This window comes from Actibacterium sp. (genome assembly GCF_041584535.1).
In the GTDB taxonomy this organism is placed as follows: domain Bacteria; phylum Pseudomonadota; class Alphaproteobacteria; order Rhodobacterales; family Rhodobacteraceae; genus Actibacterium_D.
On sequence record NZ_JBFHDW010000279.1, the window covers coordinates 1 to 3,356 of the forward strand.

Annotated in this window: 3 protein-coding genes; all 3 read right to left on the reverse strand. The window is 62.7% G+C overall.

The genetic code is table 11. The features are described from left to right. Positions 1-933, reverse strand: a 933-nt coding sequence (locus ABYW26_RS12275; RefSeq protein WP_372605187.1) for a DEAD/DEAH box helicase, incomplete at its 3' end; no start/stop codon positions are given. Between the two features lie 456 nt (positions 934-1,389). Beyond that, on the reverse strand, positions 1,390-2,217 hold the full coding sequence (locus tag ABYW26_RS12280) for an alpha/beta hydrolase (RefSeq protein WP_372605188.1): 828 nt from the start codon (positions 2,215-2,217) through the stop codon (positions 1,390-1,392). Positions 2,218-2,276: 59 nt separating this feature from the next. Then, positions 2,277-3,356 (reverse strand): EF-Tu/IF-2/RF-3 family GTPase (locus ABYW26_RS12285; RefSeq protein WP_372605189.1); only part of this gene is annotated, 1,080 nt, incomplete at its 5' end.

Sequence of the window (3,356 nt, forward strand, 5' to 3'; positions counted from 1 at the left end):
AACGTCCGAGGCCACCAGGAACCGCAACGTGCCATCGCGGAACCCATCCAGGGTTTTCGTCCGGTGGCTCTGGTCCAGATCTCCGTGGATCGGCGAGGCGTCATAGCCGTATTTTTTCAGGCTTTTGGCGGTGATATCCACATCGACCTTACGGTTGCAGAAGATGATGGCGTTCTTGCACTTTTCACCCTCTTGTTCGATCAGAGCGCGCAGAAGGGTGCGTTTTTCGCTGCCTTCGCGGTCACGACGCGAGGGTTTCATCATCACCACGCCCTGCGTGATGGTTTCCGAGGTGGTGGCCTGACGGGCAACCTCGATACGCTCAGGCGCGGACAGGAAGGTGTTGGTGATCCGCTCGATCTCGGGCGCCATGGTGGCGCTGAAGAACAGGGTCTGGCGGGTGAAGGGCGTCAGTTGGAAGATGCGTTCGATATCGGGGATAAAGCCCATGTCGAGCATCCGGTCGGCCTCGTCCACCACCATGATCTGAACGCCGGTCAGCAAAAGCTTGCCGCGCTCGAAATGGTCCAGCAGGCGGCCCGGCGTGGCGATCAGAACATCGACGCCGCGGTCGATCAGCGCGTCCTGTTCCTTGAACGAAACGCCGCCGATCAGCAGCGCCTTGGTCAGCTTGGTGTTCTTGGCGTAGATGTCAAAGTTCTCGGCCACCTGCGCCGCCAGTTCGCGGGTCGGGGCCAGAACAAGGCTGCGCGGCATCCGGGCGCGGGCGCGGCCCTTGGACAGCAGGGTGATCATCGGCAGCGTAAAGCTGGCGGTCTTGCCGGTGCCGGTCTGGGCGATGCCCAGAACGTCGCGGCCATTCAGGGCGTGCGGGATTGCACCGGCCTGAATAGGGGTCGGGGTTTCATAGCCGGCATCGTAAACAGCGGCGAGAACTTTGGGATCAAGTCCCAAGTCGGAAAATTTGGTCATATAGGCCCTATAGGGTTAAAGCGGCGATTGAGTGGCCGCAATTCCGCGCGGCCCGACCGGCCAAATTGCCAGTCTTTCATATGTGCAGCTTCCTTATGCCAAGCCCCGGCAACAGTCAAGTTTTGCGGGAATTTGGAAGGCGTGCCGACTAAACCCGCATAAACCCCCGGTATAGGAATTTCGAATAACCGTCCGGTCTATTGCGAACAGGGTTGATGACGGGGCAGGTGGGATCAGCAAGACCGCGGCGGCGTTATCGAATTGGCTGATCCGGGGCGGTTATTAACCCGCCGTCTCGGACCGTCAGGACCGATCCGCACCCATGGTTTTGCGCTGTTTTGTAAGGTCGCGACCTTACTGCCTTACCGCCCGACTGCCCGTTTGGGCGGTGTCCCCGGCCAGCCATGCCCTTGGCTGGTCATCCCTCCGCCCCGGTTCCCCAACCGGGGCGGTTTTTCAGGGCAGGGACAGCGAGTGGAAAAAACTGTCTACCGCCGGGGTGGTGATCGGATTGCTGCCTAAGGTGCTGTTGATCTCGGCATGAGACAGGTCGACGGGCAGAACCTGAGCCGCGCCGCCCGTGTCGTGCACGCTGTCGGCGAATTTCCGGGCCTCGGGGCACGAGGTCTCGCGCTGGCTTGAGCAGATCAGGAAGAACTGGCCGCTGGGGGCGCTCAGGCGGTGCCGGGGGCTGAGGGCGATCCACAGCTCGGGGTCTTCGCCAAAGGCCCGCACGGCATAGCGCGGCGGATCGGGCGGGGCCAGCAGCGACGGCACATCCAGTGCGGCCGAGTCCAGCAGAACCGTGCCGCGCCACGGCGCCAGCCCGGCCTTGGCCTGAAGTGCGCGGTCGGCGGCGATCAGGGCCGCCAGATGCGCCCCGGCGGAATGGCCCATCAGCACCAGTTGCGCCGGATCGCCGCCCCATTGCGCCGCATGGTCCTGAACGAATTTCAGCGCGCTTGCCACGTCACTGGCCTGAACCGCAACCGGAGCGTCTGGCAACATGCGGTAATTCACCGAGACGAACACATAACCCAAAGCGCCCCAATGCGCCTGTTTCTCTTCCCAGACCCGGTCGTTGGTCTTGTCTCCGATGATCCAGCCGCCGCCATGCACCATGACCAGAACAGGGGATTGGGCCGACAGAGTGTCGGGCAGATAGACATCCACCGCCTGATCCGCGTCGGGACCATAGGAGAGATCGGACAGCACGCGCGGCTCGGCGAACGCGGGCCGCAGCAGCAGGGTGGCACAGGCAACAATCAGGCACAGCAGGCGCATAGGGGGTCCTTTCGGCGGGCTAAGGGTGGAACGCCCGCCGGGCCGGTTTCCGTCGCGGATCAGACCTGCATTTCCTTAGTGGCGCTCAGCGTCAGTTCGGGGTGATCGCGGGCGATGCGATCGATGTCCCATTGCAGCCGGGTCATGTAGACCAGATCGCCGTCGTTATCATACGAGATGTGCTGCTTGTTGGCCTTCACGAACGCCTCCACCGCATCCTTGGGGCCGGTGATCCAGCGGGCGCTGGTGAATTGCGTTGGCTCGAACCGCACCGGCAATCCGTATTCCAGCTCGATCCGGCTGGCCAGAACCTCGAATTGCAAGGCGCCGACAACGCCGACCACAAAGCCCGAGCCCATCATCGGCTTGAACACCTTGGCGGCGCCTTCTTCGGCGAATTGCATCAGCGCCTTGTCCAGATGCTTGGCCTTCATCGGGTCGCCCGCGCGGCAGTTTTTCAGCAATTCCGGCGCGAAGGACGGGATGCCGGTCACGCGGATAGATTCCCCTTCGGTCAGGGTGTCGCCGATGCGCAACTGGCCGTGGTTGGGGATGCCGATGATATCGCCGGCCCAGGCCTCTTCCGCCAGTTCGCGGTCGGCGGCCAGAAACAGCACCGGGTTGGAAATCGCCATCGGTTTCTTGCTGCGCACATGGGTCAGCTTCATGCCGCGCTGGAAATGCCCCGAGGCCAGACGCACAAAGGCCACCCGGTCGCGGTGCTTGGGGTCCATGTTGGCCTGAACCTTAAAGACAAAGCCGGTGACCTTGTCCTCTTCGGGGGCGATCTTGCGCGGTTCGGCGGCCTGAATTTGCGGCTCGGGGCCGTAGGTGGCGATGCCGTCCATCAGTTCCTTGACGCCGAAACTGTTGATGGCGCTGCCGAACCAGATCGGGGTCATGTGACCTTCCAGAACCGATTGCCGGTCCAGAGCGGGCAGCAATTCCCGCGCCATTTCAATATCTTCGCGCAGTTTTGCCAGAAGATGCGCCGGGATGTGCTGTTCCAGCAGCGGATCGTCCAGACCTTCGATCTTGATCGATTCCGCCACCTTGTTGCGGTCGGCGCGGTCCATCAGATCCAGCCGGTCGCGCAGCACGTCGTAGCAGCCGATGAAATCGCGGCCGCGGCCGATGGG

Excerpts from the sequence above, each read along its gene's own strand:
- ABYW26_RS12280 (WP_372605188.1), bottom strand. The coding sequence starts at position 2,217 with ATGCGCCTGCTGTGCCTGATTGTTGCCTGTGCCACCCTGCTGCTGCGG.